A 24,248-nucleotide genomic window follows, 5' to 3' on the forward strand; every position below is an offset into this window, starting at 1 on the left:
TCGGTCGGCGGCTTCGCGAGGACGCTCAGGCCTGCGCCTGCAGCGTCTGCGAATACTGCGACACGCCGTTCAGGTCACGCAGATCGACGGTCAGCGCGCGTGAGGCGGGGTCGATGTTGACCTCGCCGAAGAACTGATAGCCGGCAAACGGCGACATGTTCTGCGCGGTGGGCGCTTTCTGGAATGCGACATGCGGCCCGAACGTGTTGTCGAGCGGGTTCGGGCCGAAGCTGCCTGCATTGAGCGGGCCGGCCACGAATTCCCAGAACGGATCGAAATCCTTGTACACCGCGCGTTCCGGCGAGTAGTGGTGGGCGGCGCAATAGTGCACGTCCGCCGTCACCCACACCACGTTCTTGATGCCGGCTTGTCGGATGCGCGTGAGCAGTCGCGCGGTTTCGAGTTCGCGTCCCAGGGCCGGACCGTCGCCGTTGGCGATGGCTTCCCAGCGCGGACGCCCCTGAGCGTCCTTGCCATCTGGCACGCCAAGGCCGATCGGCATATCAGCGGCGATGACCTTCCAGGTGGCCCGCGATGCCATCAGTTCCGCCACCAGCCATTCGAGCTGCGCATTGCCGAGGAATGCCGTGGCCGCGCTCTCGGTCGTCTCGCGGTTATAGCCATTTGGACCGCGGAAGCTGCGCATGTCGAGCACGAACACGTCCAGCAACGGTCCGTAGCCGATCTTGCGATGCACGCGCTCGGCCAGCCCCTGGCGGTGCCAGCGCATCGGCGCGTTTTCCAGGAAGGCGCGGCTGCCGCGCGCCACCAGCACGCGCACGTCTTTTTCCGTGTAGCGCGCGTCGCCGGAGAGATCCTTCGAGGCCGACCAGTTGTTGGTGATCTCGTGGTCGTCCCACTGCCAGATCTGCGGGACCTGGCTCGCAAAGCGGCGCACGTTGGTGTCCATCATGTTGTAGCGATGGCGGCCGCGGAATTCCTTCAGCGTCTCGGCGACCTTGCTGACTTCCTCCGTCACCAGGTTGCGCCAGATACGGCCATCCTCGGCTTTTTGCTCGGCCGTGATCGGGCTGTCCGCGTAGATCGTGTCGCCGCTGTGGATGAAGAAGTCCGGGTTGCGCTGGCGCATCGCTTCATAGATACGCATCCCGCCGAGGTCGGGGTTAATGCCCCAGCCCTGGCCGACCGTATCGCCCGACCAGTCGAAGCGGATCGGGCGATCGGCCTGCTGGGACGTGGTGCGGAACGAACCCTCCATCCAAGCGCCCATGCCGCGGCGTTGCTCGGGGTTCTCGAATGCGACGCGCACGTGGTATTGCTGACCCGGCAGCAGGCCGGTCAGCAAGGTGCGGGCGGTGAGGTCGGCTTCACTGGTCGCCAGCGGGCCCGAAATGCGCATCGGATTGCGGAAACCCGGCTCGGTGGCGTATTCGACCACCATGCGCGACTGGCGCTCGGCGCGTGCCCAGACAACCAGCCCGTCATCCGACGGATCGCCAAGCTGGATGCCGTCGGGCGCGTTCGGGCGTCCGCTCGACACCACGGCCGGGGCCGCGAGCACCGCCGGTCCAACCAGCGCCAGACTGGCGCCCAGGCCCAGAAAGCGCCGGGAAGTGCGCAGGAACCTGCGTCGGGTCAGATCGCTGGGCTCGGCGAGCGGGGTGGTGGTCATGGTGGAGTCCGTGGTGGAACGCTTTGTCTGGGTGGTATGGTCGGCGCTTGAGCCGGGGCGACATCGTCGCGCGTGGATGTGACATGTTGTTGACATCGCAGGCGCCCATACTGGCTAGCGTCCGGGATGACCACGCCCGGGCAGTAATGGTAGAATCCAAGTCTTTGATTTTCCGGGCAATTCACCCTTTGCCCGGTCTCAGTTCCAGACGCGTGTCCGATTGCGACGGCTTCGCGCCCTGCACAGACACCTCAACCATGACGATGACGACCACACAAGACCAGGCCCCAGCAGCAGAGCAGACGTTCGAAAGCTTCGGGCTGGATCCGCGCATTCTGCGCGCCTTGACCGAACAGGGTTACACCAAGCCGACGCCGATTCAGGCACAGGCGATTCCCGTGGTGTTGCTGGGCAAGGATGTGATGGGCGCCGCGCAGACCGGCACCGGCAAGACCGCCGGTTTCGCGCTGCCGATCATTCAGCGTCTGCTGCCGCTCGCCAACGCGAGTGCCTCTCCGGCGCGTCACCCGGTGCGCGCGCTGATGCTGACGCCGACGCGCGAACTGGCCGATCAGGTCTACGACAACGTCGCCCGGTACGCCAAGCACACCGACCTGCGCAGCACGGTGGTCTTCGGTGGCGTCGACATGAACCCGCAGACCGATGCGCTGCGCCGTGGCGTGGAAATCCTCGTGGCCACGCCGGGTCGTCTGCTCGATCACGTGCAGCAGAAGTCGGTGAACCTGTCGCAGGTGCAGATGCTGGTGCTCGACGAAGCCGACCGCATGCTAGACATGGGCTTCCTGCCCGACCTGCAACGCATCATCAACCTGCTGCCGGCGCAGCGCCAGACGCTGCTGTTCTCGGCCACGTTCTCGCCCGAAATCAAGAAGCTGGCCTCCAGCTACCTGAAGGAGCCCGTGACGATCGAAGTGGCGCGCAGCAACTCGACCAACGAGAACGTGCGTCAGGTGGTGTATCAGGTGCAGGATGGCCACAAGCAGGCCGCCGTGGTGCATCTGCTCAAGCAGCGCGCCAACGAACAGCAGTCGCGCCAGTGCATCGTTTTCGTCAACAGCAAGATTGGTTGCTCGCGTCTGGCGCGTCATCTGGAGCGCGAGGGCATCAACGCCGCCGCGATTCACGGCGACAAGACGCAGACCGAGCGTATGCAGACGCTCGACGGTTTCAAGAATGGCACGATCGACGCGCTGGTGGCCACCGATGTGGCGGCCCGTGGTCTGGACATTCCCGCCATGCCCTGCGTGATCAACTTCGACCTGCCGTTCAGTGCGGAAGACTACGTGCACCGCATCGGCCGCACAGGCCGGGCTGGTGCCAGCGGCGACGCGCTTTCGATCTTCGTGCCGGGCAATGACGACCGTCTGCTGGCCGATATCGAGAAGCTGATCAAGCGCAGCATTCCGCGTGGCTCGCTGGACGGCTTCGATCCGACCGGCGAGCGTGCGCGTCAGGAAGACAGCGATCGTCGCCGCGCGCGTACGGAAGTTCGCCGCGTTCGCGACAATGGTGAGGGCGAGGAGCAGCAGCGCCGCCGCCGTACCGAGCCGAATGGTCGCCAGGCGTTCCGTCCGTCGGACGATCCGTTCTTCTCGCGTCCGTACGAGCCGTCAGGCAACTACACGCCGGCACCGAAGACCGAGGAACAACTGGCCGCCGCGCTGACGCGTGGACGTCAGGCGCCCAAGCGCCCCGTGGCCGCGCTGCTGGGCGGCGCGCCGCGCAAGTCCTGAACGGCGCGAAGCCGTTCCAGCCACTGACCGGTTGCGGTCGCCAGCCAGGCGGCCACGGTCTTCTCCTGATTCACGATGCCCAGATGCGTTCCCGCGGTGCGGAGCGCATCGAGCGGCGCCGACGCATCGAGCGCTTGCGCGCCGCTCTGCTTGCTCAATTTCTCTCCGACTGCGTTGACCACCACCGGCACGTGCAGATAGCCCGGCGTCGGCAAGCCCAGCAAATGCTGGAGGTGGATCTGTCGCGGTGTCGAATCCAGCAGGTCCGCTCCGCGCACGATATGCGTGATGCCCTGCGCGGCGTCATCGACCACGACCGCAAGCTGATAGGCCCATAGCCCATCGGCCCGTCTCAGTACGAAATCCCCGAGTTCCGTTTCAAGGTTCTGGCATTGGCGGCCCTGCCAGCGGTCGTCAAAGCAGATCGTTGCCGCCGGGCCATCTGGCACGCGCACGCGCCAGGCGCGTGGCAGCTTGCCATGCAGGCCATTGCGGCAAGTGCCCGGGTAGCCGAGTGTCTGATGCCGTTCGCGCACGTGCACGAGCGAATCGGCGATCTCCTTGCGTGTGCAGCCGCACGGGTAGAGATTGCCGGCGGCATCGAGGTGACGCAGCGCCTCCGCGTACAGGCCCTCGCGACGGCTTTGCCAGACGGGCGGTTCGTCCGGGTGCAGGCCCAGCGCGTCAAGTGTGCGCAGGATGTCTTCGTCGGCGCCCCTGACGCAGCGCGGGTAGTCGATGTCCTCGATTCGCACGAGCCAGTCGCCGCCATGGGCGCGTGCGTCCAGCCAGCTCGCCAGCGCGGTAACCAGGGAGCCCAGATGGAGCGGGCCGGTGGGGGAGGGCGCGAAACGGCCCCGGTAGCGTTGTGACATGGAACTGCGGGATTCAGTCGACCTGTTTCAGTCGCTCTGTTTCAATCGGTCTGATCTAGCGGAGAGTGCGCCGGCTGAAGCAATAGCGCCTGTGCCAGCCGAGGGTCCTCGAGCTTGTTCGTCCACCACTGCAGCGCCTTGCCGCGCGTGTTCGTCCGCCAGGCTACCTTGAAGTTTCCGGGGGCGCGTACCTCCACGGTCTCCCGGGCCTGCAGCACGCCGCTTTCGATATGCGGTTGGGCCAGTGGCGCGGGCAGCCAGCCGCAGCCCAGGCCGCGGATCTGCGCTTCGAGCTTGTCGCGCATGGTGGGCACCACCAGCACATCCTGGCCGGCCAGCACGCCGTGGGTGCGCGCGGGCAGGTTGCGCGACGTATCGCCCACGGCCACGATGCGGTGCTTGGCGATCTCGATCGTCGTGAGCGGCCCTTCAATGGCGGCCAGCGGATGATGCGCGGCCACCGCGAACACGAATGGCATGGCACCAAGGGCACGCACCTGGAAGCCCTGCGTGCTTGGCGCCTCGTAGGCGCCGCCGATGATCAGATCCGCGCGATTGCTGACCAGCGCATCCCATGCGCCACCCAGCACCTCCTTGGAAAAGCGCAGCCGCGTGGCGGTGTTCTCGGCGTAGAAATCCTGGATCACGGGCAGCAGGGCGCGGAAATTGACGAGGTCGTCGACGGTGATGTTCAGGCTGGCCTCCCAGCCGGTGGCCAGTCGCTTGACGCGTCGCTCCAGGTCGTCGGCCGCGCGCAGCAGGTGGCGGCCCTCGTCGAGCAGCGCCCGGCCAGCCGGTGTCAATTCGGCGCGATGGCGGCGCCGGTCGAACAGCAGCACGTCGAGATCTTCCTCGAGCTTGCGGACGACATACGTCAGGGCGGAGGGCACCTTGCCCATCTCGTGGGCGGCGGCGGCAAAGCTGCCTTTGCGCTCGATGGCGTCAAGGACTTCGAGGGATTCCAGGGACAGGGCCATATTCAGATTTTCTGAATGACTGCTTCTAATGTGGTGCCCGCCAATATACTCCCGCTGCCCTAAACTGCCTAGCATCGAAACGCCCCTGACCCATATGGATCTAGCCATCTGGGTCGATAGCCAGGCCACAAGGAGGGCCATCAAAATGATTGAAATCCGTAAATCTGAAGAGCGTGGGTATGCGGACCATGGCTGGCTCAAGTCGTACCACAGCTTCTCGTTTGCTGATTACTACGATCCGCGCCATGTCCAGTTCGGGTCGCTGCGCGTGATCAACGAGGACCGTGTGGCGCCGGGCATGGGCTTCGGCACGCACGGGCACCGGGACATGGAGATCATCAGCTATGTGCTTGAAGGCGAGCTGGCCCACAAGGACAGCATGGGCAACGGCAGCGTGATCCGTCCGGGCGATGTGCAGCGCATGAGCGCCGGCACGGGCGTGCGCCATTCGGAATACAACCACGCGGCGCACGATACGACGCATTTCCTGCAGATCTGGATCATGCCGAACGAGACCGGCATCGAACCCGGCTACGAGGAAAAGCGCTTCGAAGCCGCCGACAAGCGCGGTCGCCTGCGCCTGGTGGGCAGCCCGGACGGCGCCGAAGGTTCGGTGGTGATCCATCAGGATGTGCGCCTATACGCGGGCCTGTTCGATGGCGATGAAACTGCCACGCTGTCGTTGGCACCGGGCCGTCGCGCCTATGTCCACGTGGCGCGTGGGCGCATCAGCATGAACGGCCAGGCGCTCGAGGCTGGCGACGCCGCGAAGCTGGAAGACGTGGAAACCGTGAACCTGTCGCAAGGCAGCGGGGCCGAGGTGCTGGTCTTCGATCTGTCCTGACCGGCTCATCCGTTTCCTACCCCGTGGCATTGACGCCCGCTTCGGCGGGCGTTTTGTATTTTTGCCGCTTTTAGCTTTTTGCTTACCAGTGCTTACACGAGTATTGCAAAGCCACCGAAGCGCTATGCTATCGTCTGGCTATACGGCCAAGGGACCGCCGCGGCACTTCGCCGCACACCGATTAATCGTCACCCGATGACTTTCGTTTCCATTCTTCTGGCGCTGATTGCCGAACAGTTCCGCGCCTTGGGTCGGAACAATCCGATTTTCGACATCGTGCGCGTGCTGGGCGACCGGGCCGAGCACGCATTCGATACCGGTCGCCCGCGCGATGCCGCGCTGGCCTGGCTGACCGTGGTATTACCGCTGACGCTGGCGGTAGTGATCGTCCACTATCTGCTGTCTTCGATCAGCATCGCGCTGACGCTGGTCTGGAATGTGCTGCTGCTGTACCTGACCCTCGGGTTCCGGCAGTTCAGCCACTACTTCACCGACATCCACGAGGCGCTCAACCGCGACGACCTGCATACCGCGAGGACGATCCTGCACGAGTGGACCGGGCTCGATACCGTCGAAATGCCGGTCAGCGAGATCGTGCGTCATACGCTTGAAGCGGCGATCGTCGCCGTGCACCGTCATGTCTTTGGCGTGTTCTTCTGGTTCCTGGTGCCGATCGGCCCGGGTGGCGTGATCCTCTATCGCACCGCCGAGTATCTGAGCCGGCAGTGGAACAGCCCGTCCAACGAACGCAGCCCGGCCCTGGGTTGCTTTGCCGCGCAGGCGTTCTACGTGCTCGATTGGGTCCCGTCGCGCCTGACCTCGATCGGATTTGCGATCGTCGGCAACTTCGAGGATGCGGTCTACGCGTGGCGCAACCACGCGCGCAAATGGAACGATGCGGTCAACGGCATCCTGCTTGCCAGTGGTGGCGGGGCGCTTGGCGTCCGGCTCGGCGCGCCGCTGGCCGAGGACGATTCGAGTGTGATGCTGCGCATGAGCGTGGCGGGCGTCGACTATGCTCCTGGCATGGACGATGGTTCGGACCCCGTGCCGCCCGAATTCGGCAGCGATCCGGGTGTTCGCACGCTGCAATCGGCGGTTGGTCTGGTCTGGCGTGCCGTGGTCCTCTGGATGATTCTGCTGGCGATGATTTCGCTGGCGTTGTGGGTGGGTTGAGCCCGAAGCGACTCTCGCAAAGGAAAAAGCGCCACATCGTTGGCGCTTTTTTCTTTTTCCCGTTGGCCGATGGTTGGTCTATCCGACGGCCTGCTCCTGTGGCTGCCCACAGCGCCAGCACGCCGCGAACTGCGCCTCATGCCATTCTCCGCAGTGCCGGCACTGCCAGGGCGGACCCGGCCTCGGGTTTGCGGCGGCATTCAGCACCGCCCAGGCATCGGTTTCGGTAGAGTCATCGAGAATCCAAACCTGAGGTGCGCTTTCCTGCAGCGGGATATCACCCGCCGCGCCCGCCAGCCATGTGTTGCGGACCTCGGCCTGGATGCCCGCCGCGCGCAGCACGTTTTCGCAGTGCGCGGCGTGGACCAGCGATGGCGTCCTCAGCAGCAGTTTCATGATGGTGCGAAGCGAACGGGCAGGTGCGCTTACCTTACCACGGCTTCTGCTGGCGTGACTCGTGCAGCAACTGCGTGTAGAGCTGATGCCGGCGGGTGGAAATCGTGCCGTCGTCGATGGCCTGCAGCACCCCGCAGCCTGGCTCGTTGATGTGATGGCAGTTGTAGAATCGGCATTCGGTCAGCCGTGGCCGGAACTCCGGAAATGCCCGCTCGAGCATGCCTTCGCTCAGGTGGTGCAGTCCGAATTCCTGGAAGCCTGGCGAGTCGATCAGATAGCCCGGACGGCCGTCGACCACTGCCCATTCCTCGGGCAGGTGGTACAGGCGGGTGAACGTGGTGGTGTGCTTGCCCGAGTCGAGCTTCGCGGAGATCTCGCGCGTCTGCGCTTCCACACCCGGGATCAGCAGGTTCAGCAGCGACGACTTGCCCATGCCGGACTGGCCGATCATGATGCTGGAGACGCCCGCCGTACGCGGCTTGAGCGCGGCGAGCGCCTCTTCCGGGCGCCCGTGCACGGATAGCTCCAGCGTCTCGTAGCCCAGGTCCTGGTAGAGCTTCAGCCTCCGCCGCGCGTCATCGAGCCGCGCGGTCAGGTCGGTCTTGTTCAGGATCACCAGCGGCCGGATTTCCAGCGCTTCGGCCGATACCAGGGCGCGGCCCAGCAGGTCTTCGGAGAAGCTGGGCTCGGTGGCCAGGACGATGATGACCTGGTCGATATTCGCAGCCAGCAGCTTCGACTTGAACTGGTCGGAGCGGTGCAGCAGGTTCTTGCGCGGATCGATCGCGGTGATCACACCCTGATCCACCGAGGCCAGTTCCACGCGTACATGGTCGCCCACGGCGGCATCGCTCTTCTTGCCACGCGGAAACGCATGCAGGTGCGTGCCGTCCGCGCGTTCCACGACATAGTGCCGGCCGTGTGCCGCGACAATCAGTGCCGATTCGCTCGAGTCGTTCTTGCCGGTGCCTTTCCCGGCGTTGTGATGGCGCGCGCTGCGGGTCATGCGTGCGCCAGCAGGCGGTCGATCCGCTGGGCTGCGGGCGGATGCGAGTAGTAGAACGCGCTGTAGAGCGGGTCGGGGGTCAGCGTCGCGGCGTTGTCCTTGTACAGCTTGACCAGCGCCGAGACCAGATGGCCAGCATTGGTCTGGTGCGCGGCGAATTCGTCGGCCTCGAACTCATGCTTGCGCGACGATACGCTGGCCAGGGGGCCCAGGAAGAACGTGAACACCGGCAGCGTCAGGAAGAACAGCACCAGCGCCAGCGCGTGGTTGCTGCTGCCGAAGTTCGGCAGCACGCCCAGCCCGGTGAAGAACCATTCGCGCGTGGCCAGCCAGCCGAGCAGGGCCAGGAACACCAGCGACAGCGCAAACGTCACGATCATCATCTTGGCCACGTGACGACGCTTGAAGTGGCCCAGTTCGTGCGCCAGCACCGCTTCCACTTCCTCGCCATCCAGGCGCGACAGCAGGGTGTCGAAGAACACGATGCGCTTCGATGCGCCAAAGCCTGTGAAATAAGCGTTGCCATGGGCGCTGCGCCGGCTGCCATCCATCACGAACAGGCCCTTGCTGGCAAAGCCGCACTTGCGCAGCAGCGCCTCGATGCGCTCGCGCAGGGTTTCGTCGTTGAGCGGTTCGAACTTGTTGAACAGCGGGGCGATGAAGGTCGGGAAGATCACCTGCAGCAGCAGGCTGAACGCCATCCACAGCAGCCAGGTCCAGACCCACCAGTACGTGCCGGCCTGGTCCATCAGCCACAGCACGGCCAGCAGCAGCGGCAGGCCCAGCACGCAGGCCACCACGGCCATCTTGAGCAAGTCCGCCAGCCACAGGCCGAACGTCATCTTGTTAAAGCCGAAGCGCTCTTCGACCACGAACTGGCCGTAGAGCGAGAAGGGCAGGTCAATCAGCCCGCCAATCAGTACCACGCTGGCGATCAGCGCGACGCCATAGAAGTAGCCACCGCCGCCGAATACGTGCAGCCAGAGCTGGTTCAGCGCGTGCAGGCCGCCCAGCAGCGTGAAGCCGATCAGGACGGCCGCGCCGGCCAGCACCTCGAGCATCGACAGCCGCGTGCGTGCGATGGTGTAGTCCGCCGCTTTCTGGTGGGCGGACAATGTGATGGTGTCGGCAAAGCGTTCCGGCACGGCGCCGCGATGACGGCCCACATGGCGAATCTGGCGGCTGGCCAGCCAGAGTTTGGTCAGCACCATGACAACCAGTGCGGCAAGAAAGATCAGCGTGAACATCTGTGGGCCTTGTTGACGATGGCGCGGCGGAAGACATGCATACCTGGCCATCGGGGCGGATATGCGAGAATTATAAATTGTTCGCCCGCCGTACCCTTGGGTAACTCGTCGGGCGCTCTTATCCGACCTCCATATCGAGCCGTACCGCCAGAATGACAAGCCCTTCCGCATCCTCCGTCAAAAGTGAAAACAACCTCGTCTGGTTGGACATGGAAATGACCGGCCTGCAGCCGGACACCGACCGGATTATCGAAGTGGCGGTAGTGGTCACTGACTCCGAACTCAATATCCTGGCCGAAGGGCCGGTGCTGGTGATCCATCAGCCGGATGCCGTGCTGGACGCGATGGACAACTGGAACAAGGGTACCCATGGCCGCTCGGGCCTGATCGACAAGGTCAAGGCGTCCACGCTGACAGAAGCCCAGGCCGAGGCCGAATTGCTGGCGTTCCTGAAGCGCTGGGTGCCGGCCAACAAGTCGCCGATGTGCGGTAATTCGATCTGCCAGGACCGTCGCTTCATGGCGCGCTACATGCCCAAGCTCGAGTCGTTCTTCCACTACCGCAACCTGGACGTCTCGACGCTCAAGGAACTCTGCAAGCGCTGGGAACCGGCGATCCACAAGGGTTTCACCAAGCGCCAGCTTCACACGGCCCTGGCGGACATCCTGGAATCGGTGGAAGAACTGCGCTACTACCGCCAGCATTTCATCAAGACGTCGGCCTCCGCCACGCCCGAGGCGCCCGACGCACCCCAGGCACCAGCAGCCTGACCGTTCAAAAGTAGTACCTCCACGTGGCGGGCCGGTGCGCGGCCTCCGCCGCGCCACCCTGTCGCCCCCGCCCATGTTCACGCGCATCGTCTCGATCATCACCCCGGTCATCCTGATCATCCTGATTGGCTGGCTCTACGGACGCCGTGCCCATCCGGACATGACTGGCATCAACCGGGCGACGCTGGAAGTGATTGCGCCGTTACTTGTGGTGTCGGCGTTCATCAGCAAGGACTTCGTGCTGGCCGACCAGCTTGTCCTGCTGGCCTGCGCGGTGGCCGTGGTGATCGGCTCGGGGGTGCTTGCCTGGCTCGTGGCACGGATGATCGGGGCCAATCCCCGCACTTTCGTGCCGCCGATGATGTTCAACAACTGCGGCAACATGGGCTTGCCGCTGTCGGTGTTCGCATTCGGTCCGGCAGGCCTGGCCCCGGCCGTGGCGCTGTTCGCGGCATCGAACCTGATGCATTTCACGGTCGGCATGAAGATCGTCAACCGGCAAGCATCGATGGCGCAGATCGCGCGCAACCCGATGGTGCTGGCCACGGTGGCCGGTGTGGCGTTGTCGCTGGCGAAGCCCTACTTCACCTTGCCCGAGCCGGTCTACGAGTCCATCAAGCTACTGGGCGATGCCACGGTGCCGCTGATGCTGTTCGCGCTCGGCGTGCGTATGAAGGACGTCAGCCTGCGCAACTGGGGGATGGGGGTGCTGGGCGCAGCGGTTTGCCCGCTGGCGGGGATCGTCGTGGCGCTGGGACTGGCCTGGTGGGTGCCGATGACCGACCTGCAACGCGGACTGCTGTTCGTCTTCGCGGCGCTGCCGCCGGCAGTGCTGAACTTCCTGGTAGCCGACCACTTCCGGCAGGAGCCGGATCAGGTGGCGTCGATCGTGCTGCTCGGCAATATCGCGGCGGTGGTATTCGTGCCGATCGGGCTGTACCTGGGTTTGAAGTGAACCTTTCAGTCTTCTCCCCGCTCCCGCCGGGCGGGTGTGGGGAGAAAACGTCAAACCTCAAACTTCAAGCCGATGCCGGCTTCGGGCGCACGGCGTTCTTCGGCCGCCAGGCCTTGACCACCGCTTCATCGGTCTCGATGTACGGTCCGCCGATCAGGTCGATGCAATACGGCATGGCCGCGAACACCCCCTGAACGATCGACTTGCCATCGGCATCGCGCAGGCCTTCCAGCGTTTCGCGGATGGCGCGCGGCTGGCCGGGCAGGTTCACGATCAGCGCGGCGCGGCTCGGCGTTTCGCGGATCACGGCCACCTGGCGCGACAGAATCGCGGTCGGCACGAAATGCAGGCTGACCTGGCGCATCTGCTCGCCAAAACCCGGCATTTCCTTGGTGCCGACGGCCAGCGTGGCTTCCGGCGTCACGTCGCGGCGCGCAGGGCCGGTGCCGCCCGTGGTCAGCACCAGGTCACAGCCAGCCACGTCCACCAGTTCGATCAGCGTGCGCGAAATCTGCGCCTGCTCGTCGGGAATCAGCCGCTCCACAGACTGCCACGGCGTGGTCAGCGTCTTGCCGAACCAGTCGCGCAGCGCGGGGATGCCTTCGTCCTGGTACGTGCCGGACGACGCCCGGTCGGAAATCGACACAAAGCCGACCACCAGCTCGTCTGGGCTCTTGCGGGCGACGGGCGATGTCAGCGGGGTCTGCGGGTTCATGCTTCGGGCTCCGGTGCGTTGTCTGGGGCCGCGTCGGCGTCCTTCTCTTCCAGCGCGCTCTTGATGGCCTGGAACAACTCGCGGAAGTACTTCGGCGGCTTGGCCAGTTCCTTTTCCTTGCGGGCATTGCGGATGATGTTGCGTACCGATTGCACGTCCACGCTTGGGTGCTCGCCAAGGAACTTGGTCAGCGCGTCGTCGTCGGCCAGCAGCAACTCGCGCCAGCGCTCGATCAGGTGCATCCGGGCCGTTTCGGCCTTGCTGGTGCCCTTGAAGCCTTCCAGAGCCGCCCGGATGGTGGCAATTTCGTCGTCGTCCAGGCCACGCATGACCTTGCCGACGAACTGCATCTGGCGGCGCTTGCCTTCGTGGCTCGTGATCTTGCGGGCCGCGTGGATCGCGTCGGCCAGCGCCTCGGGCATGGGCACGCGCGCCAGCCTGTCCTTGGGCAGGGACTCCAGCTCGGCGCCAATGTCCTGCAGCGCCGTCATATCGCGCTTGCGCTGGGACTTGCTCTTGGGCAGGTCGTCCTCGTCCTCCGGGGCAAAGGCGCCCGGGAATCGGCCATTGGGATTGTTACGGGTATTTCGCGTCATGGGCGGCATTTTATCTTGCTATGATTCCCGTTTGGACTTTTGATCACGCCCGCCCATATGAGCCAGACCGCTGAACAGACCGCGCATTTCACCTACACCCAGGACCAGCTCAAGGCCATGGCGGCCGATGTGCTGCGTGTGGCACGCGAGCTAGGCGCGACGGATGCCGCCACCGAGATTTCCGAGGGCAGTGGCCTGTCGGTGTCGGTGCGCAAGGGCGAGGTGGAAACCATCGAGCAGAACCGCGACAAGGTGGTGGGTGTGACGGTGATGATCGGCAAGCGTCGCGGCAATGCCAGCACGTCGGATTTTTCGGCCGCCGCGCTGCGCGCCACGGCCGAAGCCGCGTACAACATCGCCCGTTTCACGGCCGAGGATGACTGCGCTGGCCTGGCCGAGGAAGAGTTGCTGGAGCGCGACCCCCAGGATCTGGACCTGTTCCACCCGTGGACCATCGATGCCGAAGGCGCGATCGACATTGCCCGCCGCGCCGAAGCGGCGGCTTTCGCCGTCTCGCCGAAGATTCGCAACAGCGACGGCGCGAGCGTGTCGGCCCAGCACTCGCAGTTTGTGCTGGCCACGTCGCGCGGCTTCTCGGGCGGCTATCCCTACTCGCGCCACTTCATCTCGTGTGCGCCAATCGCCGGTTCGGGCGGTGGCATGCAGCGGGATGACTGGTATTCATCGAAGCGCGCTCCTGGAGCGCTGGCTGAGCCGGAAGCGATTGGCCGCTATGCGGCGGAGCGCGCGCTGGCCCGCCTGAACGCCCGCAAGCTGTCCACGCGCAAGTGCCCGGTGCTGTTCGAGGCGCCACTGGCTGCTGGCCTGCTGGGCGCGTTCGTGCAGGCGGTGTCGGGGGGCGCGCTGTATCGCAAGTCGACGTTCCTGTATGACACGCTGGGCAAGGAAGTATTCGCGCCGCACATCCAGGTTTACGAACGGCCGCACGTGCCGGGCGCGATGGGCAGCGCGCCGTTCGACGAAGAGGGCGTGCGCACGCACGAGCGCGACGTGGTGCGCGACGGCGTGGTGCAGGGCTACTTCCTGTCGACGTACTCGGCACGCAAGCTCGGCATGAAGACTACCGGCAACGCGGGCGGCTCGCACAACCTCACGCTGACCAGCTCGCAGACGCAAGCGGGCGATGATTTCGTCGGGATGCTGAAGAAGATGGGTACCGGTCTGATGGTGACCGAGCTGATGGGGCAGGGCGTGAACTACGTGACCGGCGACTATTCGCGCGGCGCCTCGGGCTACTGGGTCGAAAACGGCGTGATCCAGTATCCGGTGGAGGAAATCACGATCGCCGGCAACATGGTCGAGATGCTGCGCCAGATCGTTGCCGTTGGTGCCGATGCGCTGGTGCGTGGCACCAAGGAGACTGGCTCGATCCTGATCGAGCAGATGACGATCGCCGGGAACTGATGGTTTGTGCGTCTCTTCCGAACGGGAGAGACGACAAGGGTCGATCAGGGACGACGAAGGGCGGCGCAAGCGGGTGAACCCGTTTGCGCCGCCCTTTTTTATTCTTCCCCGGACGCCGGCCGTTCGTACGTCACGAACGCATAGTCGAAGCCATTCGTTTCCGAATGGTGTACCTCACGCGCGGTCTCGACCCATGTCGTGCGGTCCACGGCCGGGAAGAACGCATCGCCTTCCACATCCGCGTCGATTTCCGTGACGATCAGGCGATCGGCGCTCGGCAGTGCCTCCGCATAGAGCTGCGCGCCGCCGATCAGGAATACCTGTTCCGCACCTATGCACAGCCGTTGCGCATCCTCGATCGATCCCACCACATCAGCGCCCTCGATATGCAGGTCGCGGTTGCGGCTCACCACGATATTGCGGCGCCCCGGCAGCGGGCGCCCGATCGAATCCCAGGTCTTGCGACCCATGATGATCGGCGCGCCCATGGTCGTGCGCTTGAAATGCTGCAAGTCTTCCGGCAGGCGCCACGGCAAGGTGTTGTCGCGGCCGATCACGCCGTTGCGCGCGCGCGCGACGATCAGAGTCAGCAGCGTCATACGGCCACCGGCGCCTTGATCGCGGGGTGCGACTCATAGCCGACCAGTTCGAAATCGTCGTACTTGTAGTCGAAGATGCTGTCCGGACGACGTTTGATCCGCAGCGTCGGCAGCTTCATCGGCTCGCGCGAAAGCTGCGTTGCCACCTGCTCGAAGTGGTTGCTGTAGATGTGGCAGTCCCCACCGGTCCACACGAAATCGCCCACGCCCAGGTCGCATTGCTGCGCGATCATGTGCGTCAGCAGCGCGTAGCTGGCGATGTTGAACGGCACGCCGAGGAAGATGTCGGCGCTGCGCTGGTAGAGCTGGCAGGACAGCTTGCCGTCGGCCACGTAGAACTGGAAGAACGCGTGGCAGGGCGGCAGTTTCATCTGCGGGATCTCGCCCACGTTCCAGGCCGACACGATCAGCCGGCGTGAATCGGGGTTATCGCGGATCTGGCGCACGACCTCGGTGATCTGGTCGATATGGCGACCGTCCGGCGTCGGCCATGCGCGCCACTGGTAGCCGTAGATCGGACCCAGTTCGCCATTGGCATCGGCCCATTCGTCCCAGATGGTGACGCCGTTTTCCTTCAGGTACCGGATGTTGGTCGAGCCCTGCAGGAACCACAGCAGTTCATGGATGATCGACTTCAGGTGCAGCTTTTTCGTGGTGACGACGGGAAAGCCCTCGTTCAGGTCGAAGCGCATCTGGTAGCCGAAGACCGAGCGCGTACCGGTGCCGGTGCGGTCGGACTTTTCGGTGCCATGCTCGTACACATGGCGCATGAAGTCGAGGTACTGTTTCATCGGAACAGGAAGTGGGAAGTGACGTCGGCGCGCGGGCCGCAAGCGGGGATTTTAGCCTGAAAGCAGAAAGCCGCCCGAAGGCGGCTTTCTGCGTCAGATGCGGGGTGTCAGTTGGCTTGGGTGGACGGCTCCCGGCGCTTCTGCGTCAGGTAGCCGGCGCCCAGCACACCGCCGACGATCACCAGGTACAGCGCCCACTTGACGATGGGTTGCGCCTCGAAGAACGGCTTGGTGATCGGCTCGCCCAGGATCATCTTCACAGCCGTGAAGGCCAGCACGCCGGCACCCACGTAGATGATGGACGGGAAGCGTGCCATCAGCTTGAGCACCAGGCTCGAGCCCCAGACCACGATCGGAATACTGATCAGCAGACCCAGCACCACCAGCAGGAAGCTGCCGTGGGCGGCGCCGGCCACGGCCAGCACGTTGTCCACGCCCATGACTGCGTCGGCGATGATGATCGTCTTCATCGCGCCCACCAGCGTGCTGGCGCCGCTGCCGTGCTCGTCACCGTCTTCCTCGGCGGCCAGGAGCTTGTAGGCAATCCAGACCAGCGCCAGGCCACCCACCAGCAGCAGGCCGGGGATCTTCAGCAGCCAGACCACGCCGATGGTCATTGCCGAGCGCACGACCACGGCGCCGATGGTGCCCCAGACAATGGCTTTCTTTTGCAGGTGCGGCGGCAGGTTACGCGCCGCCAGGGCGATCACGATGGCGTTGTCGCCGGCGAGTACCAGGTCGATGACGACGATCGACAGCAGTGCTGTCAGGAACTGCATCGTGAACAGATCGGTAAACCACTCCATGTAGGCTCCTCAAGTGCAAATTGCTGCGGGCCGATCGGGCCAGCAAGTTTTTTGACACCTGGAATTACGGAGCGACGGAAGTTGCCGACAAGGGCGGGACTGCCTTTGCAAACCGTAACACCAGGTTGCAAAGGTCTTGCTCGACACGCTGGCACGGTATGCGTACCAGGGTCAGCACAACCGGAGACGGGTCAGCGCCTCGGAATGACGATTGTGCTAAGGGCATGGGCCCCCAAGCTACTCCCCTTTAACTTCCCTTTGGAAGGGACGCTGACACCGGATGCTCCGGCGTTTTGCGTTGGGCGCGATTATACCGAAGCTGCGGGAAAAATGTTGCATCACCGACAATGTGTCTGAATGTATGGACAAAGTGTGTAGGCAAATGCGGGGCTGCCGGGTCATGCAATGCATGACGCACGCATATGCATATGCGCCTATGCTTGTTGGATTGGCGGTCGGTCGGTGTGCGTCAGACACGACAGGAGCGCACCCCACGCCAACCGTGTGCCCGTCGTGCCATGCGGTCTTTGAGGGATTCACGTAGTGCCCATCGACAATAAGGAAACGTCATGCCGGCTGTTACGACACCACTGAACCCGTCTCGCCCCCAGCCTCAGCCTCTCCACCACGCCAACCACCATTCCGCTCCCGAACACGCGCAGGACCCGACGCCACGCCTGGTCGTGGCGAACGGCGCCCATGCCGCGCTCCGGCCGGAATTCATTCAGCAATATCACGAGAACAGTGATGCGCTGCGCGCGGAGATCGTCTCCGGATTGCTCCGGTCGCAGGCGGGCATCAGCCCGAAGTTCTTCTACGATGTGCTCGGCTCGCGCCTGTTCGAGGCCATCACCGACCTGCCCGAGTACTACCCGACGCGCACCGAGGCGTCGATCTTCGCCAGCGTCGCCCCGGCGATCGCGGCGCGTGCCGGTAGCGGTTGCGTGCTGATCGACCTCGGCGCCGGCAACTGCGAGAAGGCCGCCCGGCTTTTCCCGAGCCTGCAGCCGGCCCAGTACGTCGCGCTCGATATCTCGGTGGATTTCCTGCGCGGCACCCTGTCCGGGTTGCAGCAACAGCATCCGCATATCCCTATGCTCGGCCTGGGCACGGACCTGTGCGGGCCACTCGACCTGCCATCCAGCGTCAGGCGTGGCCGCCGGTTGCTCTTCTACCCGGGTTCCAGCATCGGCAATTTCACACCGATCGATGCGCTGGCGCTACTGCAGCGGCTACGCGCGGTGACGGGTCATGGCGATGGTGTCCTGATCGGCGTCGACCTCTACAAGGACGCTGATACGCTGGTCGCGGCTTATGACGATGCCCTTGGTGTCACGGCCGCGTTCAATCGCAATGTGCTGCGCAATGTGAACCGGATCCTGGGCAGCGACTTCGCGCTCGAGGACTGGCGCCACGTGGCATCGTTCGATCAGCAGGCATCCCGCATCCAGATGCACCTCGAGGCCGAGCGCGCGGTGACGGTTCGCTGGCCCGATGGTGAACGCAACTTTGCCAAAGGGGAGCGGATCCATACCGAGGACTCGCACAAGTATCGGCCCGAGGATTTTGCGATCCTGCTGGAATCGGCTGGTTTCACCGACCCCGTAAGCTGGACCGACCCGCGTGGCTGGTTCGCCGTTTTCCACGCTCGCGGCTGAACGCCAGTGGAGAAGCCGCGGCGCCGGCAGGGGGATAGGGCGCGCGGAAAATGGCACCGGCTCGCCGGTGTCATAATGCGCGCAGCCGGCGTGTCCGGCTTTTCTTTCACCCTCAGTCACGGACCTTGCGATGAGCGGCTTCTCCATGCTTCCCGATCTTCACTTTACCGGCGGCAAGGCGGCGTGGCCCGATGCGCGGCGCCTGCCGCGCGAGGGGCTGGCGCAGGCGCTCGTGGAATCGCGCAACCGCACGCTGGCGTGGCTGGGTGCGTTTGGTCAGACACGCCGTGGCTGGACCGTCCCGCGTCAGTACGATTGCAACCCGCCGCTGTGGACGCTGGGCCACGTCGCCTGGCACGCCGAGTGGTGGTGTCTGCGCGGTGTGCGCCATCTGGAGCAGGGCGGTATCCGCCTGCCGGTGGCCAGCGAGCCATCGTTGCTCGATGGCGCCGACGAGTGGTTCGATCCCGAGCGCATCGGTCCGGACGAGCGCTGGGAAATCGCGCTACCCGATGTATCGCGCGTCAAGCAGTACGCGGCCCAGGTGCTGGATGGATTGCTGCGCCGCATCGCGCTGCTGGCCGACGACGATGACGCAACGCTGTACCCGTTCCGCCGCGCGCTGTACCACGAGGACGTGCAGGGGGAGACCATCGCGGCATTGTTGCAGTCCTTGGGCGTAGCGCCAGCCGAGCCGGCGTCCGTGGGCCCGGCGGCATCGGTCTCGCACAACGACGCGCTGCATTTTCCGGGCGGAAACTTCACGCAGGGCTGGAGCGATGCCGATGGTTTCGCATGGCCCGATGAACTGCCGCCCCAGAAGGTCTATGTGCCGGCGTTCGAGATGGATGCGGCACTGGTCTCCAACGCGCAATACCTCGAGTTCGTCGAGGACGGCGGCTATGAGCATCCTGCGTACTGGTCCGCGGCGGGCCGCCAGTGGCTGATGATGCAGGAGCGGTCCGCACCGCGCTACTGGTCTCGCCATGCGGTGACGCGAAGCTGGGTGGTGTCGCGCTTCGGTGCCGAGCGCACGCTTAACCCCGATGAACCGGTGCGGCACGTGACCCTGTTCGAGGCGCAGGCATGGTGCGTGTGGGCGGGCCGCCGCCTGCCGCAGGAAGTCGAATGGGAACTGGCGGCCACGCAGAATCGCGGACTCCAGTGGGGCGCGCTGCGCGAGTGGACCGCCACGCCATACGAGCCCTACCTGGGCTTCATCGCAGAGCCGACGGACGGCGAGATCGTCGGCCGCTTCGGTACCCATCAGGTGGTGCGGGGTGTGTCGTTTGCGAGCCCTGCGCGACTGCGCCATACGCGCGCGCGAACCGCGCTGCTGCCCGAGGACGATGTCTCATTCGTCGGGTTCAGGACTTGCGCGGTGTGAGGGGGCATCAGCGGCTCGCGCTCGTCGCAGGCAAGCCGACAGCATAAAAAAAGGCACCCGAAGGTGCCTTTTTATTTATCGCTCGTAACGCGAGCGGCTGTTGCGCTGGCCGCCGAAGCCGGCGCGGTCGCCACCGCGATCACCGAACTTGCGGTCGCCGAAGCTGCGATCGCCAAAGCTACGGTCACCGAAGCTGCGGTTGCCGTCGCGCTGGCCGTCACGGTTGCCGCCAAAGCTGCGGTTACCGTCACGTTGTGCGGCGTCACGGTTGCCATCGCGCTGCGCGAAGTCGCGGTTGCCGAAGCTGCGTTCGCCGCCGAAGCTGCGCTGCTGACCTTGGCCCTGGCCCTGGCCCTGGCCCTGGCCCTGGCCTTGGCCTTGGCCTTGACCCTGGCCACGGTAGCCGCCATTGCTATTGCCATTGCTGCGGTCGCCGAAACCACGCTCGCCACGATCGCCGAAACCACCACGGTTGTCGTCGCCGAACGGACGCGGGGCGCGATCGCCGAAGCCACGGTTGTCGCTGCTGAATCGGCGCTCGCCGAAGTTGCGGTCGCCGTTACCTTCGCGGTTGCCGCGATAGCCACCGCCGTTGTTGCCGCGATAGCCGCCACCGGTGCCACCGTTGCCGCGGAAGCCGTCGCGGCCGCCCGGCTTGCCGCCGAAGTTCGAACGCGGCTTCGGCGAGCGACGCGGTTCGAAGCCTTCGATCACCGAGGCGTCGATGCGGTTGTTCGTGAAGCGCTCGATACGGCGCCACTGGAACATGTCACCGTGGTTCACGAGGTTGATCGCCACACCCGAGCGACCGGCACGGCCGGTGCGGCCAATGCGGTGCACGTAGTCTTCCGCCTGCTTGGGCAGGTCGAAGTTCACCACGTGGGTAATGTCGGGCACGTCGATGCCGCGCGCGGCCACGTCGGTGGCCACCAGCACGCGCAGGTTGCCACGGCGCAGGGCCGTCAGCGTGCGGTTACGCGCGCCCTGGGTCATGTCGCCATGCAGCGCGCCGGCGGAGAAGCCGGTGTCCGACAGGCGCTCGGCCAGCGAATCGGCATCGCGCTTGGTAGCGGTGAAGACGATGGCTTGCTTGAGCGATGCATCGCGCAGCAGGTGGTCGAGCAGGCGCTCCTTGTGCGACATGTCGTCGGTGAAGTGCAGGCGCTGTTCGATGTTGCTGTGGTCGGCGCGCGCGGCGGCGATCTCGATACGCTGCGGGTCGCGGAGCTGGCGCGAGGCCAGTTGGGCGATGCGGGCGTCAAGCGTGGCCGAGAACATCAGCGTCTGGCGCGATGCCGGCGTGGCGGCGACGATGGCGTCGATGTCGTCGGCGAAGCCCATGTCGAGCATACGGTCGGCTTCGTCGAACACCAGCATTTCCAGCGCGGACAGGTCAATGCGGCCGGCTTCGATATGGTCGAGCAGGCGGCCCGGCGTGGCCACGAGGATGTCCGGCATACGGGCCAGCATGGCCAGCTGCTTCGGGTAGGGCATGCCGCCCAGGATGCTGGCGCAGACGATACGGCGCAGATGGCGGCCATACTTGGCGGCAGCTTCGGTTACCTGCAGGGCCAGTTCACGCGTCGGCGTCAGCACCAGCAGCGACGGCTGGGCCGGAGACGGACGGGGGCGCTTGCCCTTCATGCGCTTGGCCGGTTCGGTCGGGCGATGCGTCGTGGCAGGCTTTTCGCTGATGCGCTGGATTGCGGGCAGCATGAACGCGGCGGTCTTGCCCGAGCCGGTCTGGCTGGAAACCAGCAGGTCGCGGCCGGCCAGGAAGGCGGGGATGGCCTGCGCCTGCACCGGTGTAGGTGTGTTGTAGTTGGCTTCGGCCAGTGCGCGCAGGATGGCGGGGTCGAGGCCGAGTTTTGCGAAGCCGTTTTCCGAGGCTTCCACGGCCGGTGCGGCGTCAGCGTTCAGCATGGCGTCGAGCTTGTCGAGCGGGCTGGCGGTATCGGCGGGCGTGGCGAATGCGTCGGTGGCGGAGGCAATAGGCTGCTCCGCACGGAAATCGTGCTGGGTCATGTCGTACGTCTTAAAAATGCATGGCACCCCTGGCAGATGTGCGCGAAGGGGTGGGCGCAGTGCAAAGTCTTAAAAAGGCTTCGGCGCCAATCGGTGGGCCGTTCGACAGACTCAGCTGGCAAAACGGCGGCAGGCAGGGGCGACTGGTTATCGAGAAACCAACCGGAACCCTAGCAGGCAAACAGCTAACAATCGGGCTGTTCTTCAGGATCGGAGACGAGGCAGCGTCAGGTGAGTGGTGCGTTCTGGCCAGGCACCTGTCAGCGATACTTCCGAGAAAATGACAGAGGCAGGGAGCAGAGCTTGGGAGGTAGCGGATACGCCACAGCGTTGAAAGCCGGGCGAGTTGCGGAACTCACAGTGCGAAACTCACGGCGCGAAGTATAGCAGAACACCGAATATTTTGTTGCGGTGCGAAAAGTCCGAAAAGGTAACGGGATGTATCGCGCACATGGCTTGAATGTCCGGCCTTGCTGCCTATACTCGAGAGCGCGAGCTTCGATGCTCGTACGGGGCGGACGACGACATGTCCCGCTGATCCTGCCTTTGGCAAGGTTGGCTTGCCACTCGCCCCCCGGCATTGCGGTCATTGTTGCCATTGCCAGGTTTTCTTCGACTGTCCGGGTGGTCCGGATGGACGTCCGCGTCATGGGCGGAATCACGGGAAACATGCTTGGCACAGGAATGACCGGAATTGCCGGCGACGCAGACCCAGGAGGTCCGGGCCCGTCCGCAGCCCAAGCCCGCCACTCAGTTGGCGGGCTTTCTATTTGTGCTGTGTGTGGCGCGCTGCTTGCGCTGAGCCACGTTTGGCGGGTCAGCCCGTGGTGTCCGACGAGGAGGGCGATTCCGAGCCGCCGTCAGCCTCGCTGGCGCGGATCACCACCACCGTGACGTTGTCCTGACCACCGTGCGCCAGCGCCAGTCTCACCAGTTCATCCGCCGCGTGCCGGCAATCCCCGGAGGCCAGTACCGAGGCGATGTCCGTATCGTCGACGTCGTTGTAGAGGCCATCGCTGCAGAGCAGGAACATGTCGCCGTCCCGGACGTCCAGCGTGAGCGTTTCAAGGTCAAGCGTGGCGGCAGCCCCCACGGCGCGTGTGATCGCGTTGTGCGCGGGATGGTGTTTCGCTTCCTCGGCGGTAATAAGGCCACGCGCGCGCAATTGCTCCACGTGACTGTGGTCGCGCGTGAGCTGTTGCAGATGGTTGGCGCGGAGCAGGTAGAGCCGGCTGTCGCCCGCCCAGAGACAGGCGCATTGATGCCCGCGCGCGAGCAGCGCTACCACCGTGCTGCCGATCACGCGTACCCGCGCCTGCCGCGCTTCATCCATTAGCAACTGATTGACGCCGAGGATGGCAGCGCGTGTATCGTCGATGGCCTGATCGAGATCGCCGGGCAGCGATAGCGTCGACAGCGCCTCCACGATCGAGTGGCTGGCGAAATCGCCAAGCGCGTGGCCGCCCATACCATCGGCCACGACCCAGAGGCCGGGCGTGGCGAGCCACGCATCCTCATTGCGTGCCCGCGCGAGTCCAACATCCGTGTGGGCGGCGGATTCCCACTGGAACTCTGCTGTGTTCTCCATATGTCCAGCATAGCGGCTGTCGCCGATCCTGCGTCCGAGTTTGCTATACTGCGCCCCGTCTTTTGGCTCGCCTGCCCCGATGCGGCGCGAGCCCCAGGCAGACGGTCCGCTCGCCGTAGTTCAATGGATAGAACGAGCGCCTCCTAAGCGCTAGATACAGGTTCGATTCCTGTCGGCGGGACCATCATCAGTCTGCACTGGCTTCTCCCTCCCTTCATCGTTGCCTCCGATTGTTTCGCGCCGTGCCGTCTCTCGCTGTAGGAGAACGTCTTGCTGCGGAATGTCCTCGTTCCTACATCGTGGCGGTAATCCAATGCGTATGCTCGAGAAGGGAAAAGGCTGAACAGGAGTGCCATATGAAGCCCATTCTTGTGATTCTCATCACCTCCGTGGCGCTGCTTGGCGGGTGCGTCATTACACCCGACCATGGTGACCACAGAGGCGGTGGGTACTACGGCGGAGATGGTCGATCTGATTACGATCATGGCGATCGTGACCGGAACGATCACCGGGACAACGATAATGACCGGGATCGCTGGCAGGGCGGCCCGCATTATTAGTGTGTGTCCTGATCTCGTGCCAGGCGGCCACGGATGGGATGGGGACTCCCTACGTATTTCCAGACGGAGCAGGTCATCACCGGCGGAAGCGTCAGCGCCATTGTGACGCTGTACATGAACTATCCGTAGTTGCTGCCACGCGAGGTGGCCAACGGTAGATGGGGCGGCTGGACGCGCCCCGTCTGTGTGGACAAGGCCGACAATCAGGTAGGGCGAGACGGACAAGGCCATCCTCGCCCGTGGTCTTGCTGACGCTGAGACTGGTAGCTGGAAATCAAGGCGAATTGACTTGCCTTAGAAATTGCCGCAGCAGTTCACTACGTGTCAGCCTTCCAACCATGACCACTTGACCTTGGCACATTGATTGTCTGCGCTAGCATCGGGAACGATCCGAACATGAAAAGTTGTGGCAGGTCATATGTGTTTCAGTTGCGGCGAAGAGCTGGTTGGATGCAGTGCTACGCT

General features: G+C 64.6%; 22 protein-coding genes and 1 tRNA gene. 10 read left to right on the plus strand and 13 right to left on the minus strand.

What is annotated here, in order from left to right; all coding sequences use genetic code 11:
* Positions 1-25 precede the first annotated feature (25 nt).
* On the minus strand, positions 26-1,633 hold the full coding sequence (locus B2246_RS26250) for an alkaline phosphatase D family protein (RefSeq protein ID WP_286881508.1): 1,608 nt from the start codon (positions 1,631-1,633) through the stop codon (positions 26-28).
* Positions 1,634-1,890: 257 nt separating this feature from the next.
* Here B2246_RS26250 and B2246_RS26255 point away from each other — a divergent pair, with 257 nt between their 5' ends.
* Positions 1,891-3,387 carry a DEAD/DEAH box helicase gene (locus B2246_RS26255; protein ID WP_286881506.1) on the plus strand — a complete coding sequence of 499 codons (1,497 nt, stop codon included), beginning with the start codon at positions 1,891-1,893 and terminating at the stop codon, positions 3,385-3,387.
* On the opposite strand, the gene gluQRS is transcribed toward B2246_RS26255, so the two are convergent.
* Complete coding sequence (gluQRS, locus tag B2246_RS26260) at positions 3,330-4,262, minus strand: tRNA glutamyl-Q(34) synthetase GluQRS (RefSeq protein ID WP_035884824.1); 933 nt, start codon at positions 4,260-4,262, stop codon at positions 3,330-3,332. The two genes, B2246_RS26255 and gluQRS, sit on opposite strands and share 58 nt — an antisense overlap.
* A gap of 41 nt (positions 4,263-4,303) precedes the next feature.
* The gene (locus B2246_RS26265) at positions 4,304-5,239 is read right to left on the minus strand and encodes a LysR family transcriptional regulator (RefSeq protein ID WP_008649920.1); all 936 of its coding nucleotides are present in this window, start codon (positions 5,237-5,239) and stop codon (positions 4,304-4,306) included.
* A gap of 145 nt (positions 5,240-5,384) precedes the next feature.
* Between B2246_RS26265 and B2246_RS26270 the strand changes: the two genes are divergently transcribed.
* Complete coding sequence (locus B2246_RS26270) at positions 5,385-6,083, plus strand: pirin family protein (RefSeq protein WP_035884825.1); 699 nt, start codon at positions 5,385-5,387, stop codon at positions 6,081-6,083.
* Positions 6,084-6,278: 195 nt separating this feature from the next.
* A complete protein-coding gene (locus B2246_RS26275) occupies positions 6,279-7,259 on the plus strand; it encodes a CobD/CbiB family protein (RefSeq protein WP_008649924.1) in 981 nt (326 codons plus the stop codon).
* A 78-nt stretch (positions 7,260-7,337) separates the two neighbouring features.
* Here B2246_RS26275 and B2246_RS26280 read toward each other — a convergent pair whose 3' ends face one another.
* Genes B2246_RS26280 through B2246_RS26290 form a run of 3 tightly spaced genes read right to left on the minus strand, consistent with a single transcriptional unit; the run spans position 7,338 to position 9,908 of the window.
* Entirely contained in the window at positions 7,338-7,655 is a 318-nt protein-coding gene (locus B2246_RS26280; RefSeq protein ID WP_286881500.1) for a putative signal transducing protein, read from the minus strand.
* 34 nt (positions 7,656-7,689) lie between these two features.
* Positions 7,690-8,661: a ribosome small subunit-dependent GTPase A gene (gene rsgA, locus B2246_RS26285; protein ID WP_008649927.1), complete on the minus strand. Its 972-nt coding sequence runs from the start codon at positions 8,659-8,661 to the stop codon at positions 7,690-7,692.
* Complete coding sequence (locus tag B2246_RS26290; RefSeq protein WP_286881499.1) at positions 8,658-9,908, minus strand: M48 family metallopeptidase; 1,251 nt, start codon at positions 9,906-9,908, stop codon at positions 8,658-8,660. The genes rsgA and B2246_RS26290 overlap by 4 nt, the downstream gene beginning before the upstream one ends.
* A 152-nt stretch (positions 9,909-10,060) precedes the next feature.
* Here B2246_RS26290 and orn point away from each other — a divergent pair, with 152 nt between their 5' ends.
* Entirely contained in the window at positions 10,061-10,678 is a 618-nt protein-coding gene (orn, locus tag B2246_RS26295) for an oligoribonuclease (protein WP_040011205.1), read from the plus strand.
* A gap of 73 nt (positions 10,679-10,751) precedes the next feature.
* A complete protein-coding gene (locus B2246_RS26300; protein ID WP_011517153.1) occupies positions 10,752-11,633 on the plus strand; it encodes an AEC family transporter in 882 nt (293 codons plus the stop codon).
* A 64-nt stretch (positions 11,634-11,697) separates the two neighbouring features.
* Here B2246_RS26300 and mog read toward each other — a convergent pair whose 3' ends face one another.
* A complete protein-coding gene (gene mog, locus B2246_RS26305) occupies positions 11,698-12,348 on the minus strand; it encodes a molybdopterin adenylyltransferase (protein ID WP_286881498.1) in 651 nt (216 codons plus the stop codon).
* Positions 12,345-12,944: a ribosome biogenesis factor YjgA gene (gene yjgA / locus B2246_RS26310; protein WP_411860074.1), complete on the minus strand. Its 600-nt coding sequence runs from the start codon at positions 12,942-12,944 to the stop codon at positions 12,345-12,347. The genes mog and yjgA overlap by 4 nt, the downstream gene beginning before the upstream one ends.
* Before the next feature lie 57 nt (positions 12,945-13,001).
* Here yjgA and pmbA point away from each other — a divergent pair, with 57 nt between their 5' ends.
* Positions 13,002-14,369, plus strand: coding sequence for a metalloprotease PmbA (gene pmbA, locus B2246_RS26315; RefSeq protein ID WP_286881496.1), 1,368 nt, complete (start codon positions 13,002-13,004; stop codon positions 14,367-14,369).
* A 98-nt stretch (positions 14,370-14,467) separates the two neighbouring features.
* Here pmbA and B2246_RS26320 read toward each other — a convergent pair whose 3' ends face one another.
* The 3 genes from B2246_RS26320 to B2246_RS26330 form a co-directional block, all read right to left on the minus strand.
* Positions 14,468-14,968, minus strand: coding sequence for a dihydrofolate reductase (locus B2246_RS26320; protein WP_008649934.1), 501 nt, complete (start codon positions 14,966-14,968; stop codon positions 14,468-14,470).
* The gene (locus B2246_RS26325; RefSeq protein WP_286881494.1) at positions 14,965-15,759 is read right to left on the minus strand and encodes a thymidylate synthase; all 795 of its coding nucleotides are present in this window, start codon (positions 15,757-15,759) and stop codon (positions 14,965-14,967) included. Before B2246_RS26325 ends, B2246_RS26320 begins: the two co-directional genes overlap by 4 nt.
* A gap of 107 nt (positions 15,760-15,866) precedes the next feature.
* The gene (locus B2246_RS26330) at positions 15,867-16,565 is read right to left on the minus strand and encodes a TerC family protein (protein ID WP_008649936.1); all 699 of its coding nucleotides are present in this window, start codon (positions 16,563-16,565) and stop codon (positions 15,867-15,869) included.
* Between the two features lie 569 nt (positions 16,566-17,134).
* Here B2246_RS26330 and egtD point away from each other — a divergent pair.
* Together egtD and B2246_RS26340 are read left to right on the plus strand one after the other, a co-directional pair.
* Positions 17,135-18,223 carry an L-histidine N(alpha)-methyltransferase gene (gene egtD / locus B2246_RS26335; RefSeq protein ID WP_035884829.1) on the plus strand — a complete coding sequence of 363 codons (1,089 nt, stop codon included), beginning with the start codon at positions 17,135-17,137 and terminating at the stop codon, positions 18,221-18,223.
* 130 nt (positions 18,224-18,353) lie between these two features.
* Complete coding sequence (locus tag B2246_RS26340; protein ID WP_008649940.1) at positions 18,354-19,610, plus strand: ergothioneine biosynthesis protein EgtB; 1,257 nt, start codon at positions 18,354-18,356, stop codon at positions 19,608-19,610.
* A gap of 75 nt (positions 19,611-19,685) precedes the next feature.
* Here B2246_RS26340 and B2246_RS26345 read toward each other — a convergent pair whose 3' ends face one another.
* Entirely contained in the window at positions 19,686-21,635 is a 1,950-nt protein-coding gene (locus B2246_RS26345; RefSeq protein ID WP_286881489.1) for a DEAD/DEAH box helicase, read from the minus strand.
* Positions 21,636-22,452: 817 nt separating this feature from the next.
* Complete coding sequence (locus B2246_RS26350; RefSeq protein WP_286881487.1) at positions 22,453-23,223, minus strand: PP2C family protein-serine/threonine phosphatase; 771 nt, start codon at positions 23,221-23,223, stop codon at positions 22,453-22,455.
* A 109-nt stretch (positions 23,224-23,332) separates the two neighbouring features.
* Here B2246_RS26350 and B2246_RS26355 point away from each other — a divergent pair.
* Both B2246_RS26355 and B2246_RS26360 read left to right on the plus strand, forming a co-directional pair.
* A tRNA-Arg gene (locus B2246_RS26355) sits at positions 23,333-23,407 on the plus strand.
* A 172-nt stretch (positions 23,408-23,579) separates the two neighbouring features.
* On the plus strand, positions 23,580-23,783 hold the full coding sequence (locus tag B2246_RS26360; protein ID WP_152415053.1) for a hypothetical protein: 204 nt from the start codon (positions 23,580-23,582) through the stop codon (positions 23,781-23,783).
* Positions 23,784-24,248: the final 465 nt, after the last annotated feature.

This window comes from Cupriavidus sp. UBA2010, from assembly GCF_002335265.1.
Taxonomy (GTDB): domain Bacteria; phylum Pseudomonadota; class Gammaproteobacteria; order Burkholderiales; family Burkholderiaceae; genus Cupriavidus; species Cupriavidus metallidurans.